General features: G+C 58.5%; 1 pseudogene. It reads left to right on the forward strand.

The features are described 5' to 3' along the window. A pseudogene (locus JW499_RS22030) lies at positions 1-294 on the forward strand (isocitrate lyase); the annotation flags it as partial.

The raw sequence follows: 294 nt of genomic DNA on the forward strand, positions 1-294 counted from the left end.
TCCAGAGCTTCCAGGCGGATGCCGCTCGCGAAGCGGGTATCTTCCACCACCTGATCACCCTGCCGACTTACCACACCGCTGCGCTGTCGACTGACAACCTGGCGAAAGAGTACTTCGGTGAGCAGGGCATGCTGGGCTACGTCGCTGGCGTACAGCGCAAAGAGATCCGTCAGGGTATCGCCTGCGTTAAGCACCAGAACATGGCCGGTTCCGATATGGGCGATGATCACAAAGAATACTTCGCCGGTGAAGCGGCACTGAAAGCGGCGGGTGAAGACAACACCATGAACCAGT

The organism is Amphritea pacifica (assembly GCF_016924145.1).
GTDB classification, from domain to species: Bacteria; Pseudomonadota; Gammaproteobacteria; order Pseudomonadales; family Balneatricaceae; genus Amphritea; species Amphritea pacifica.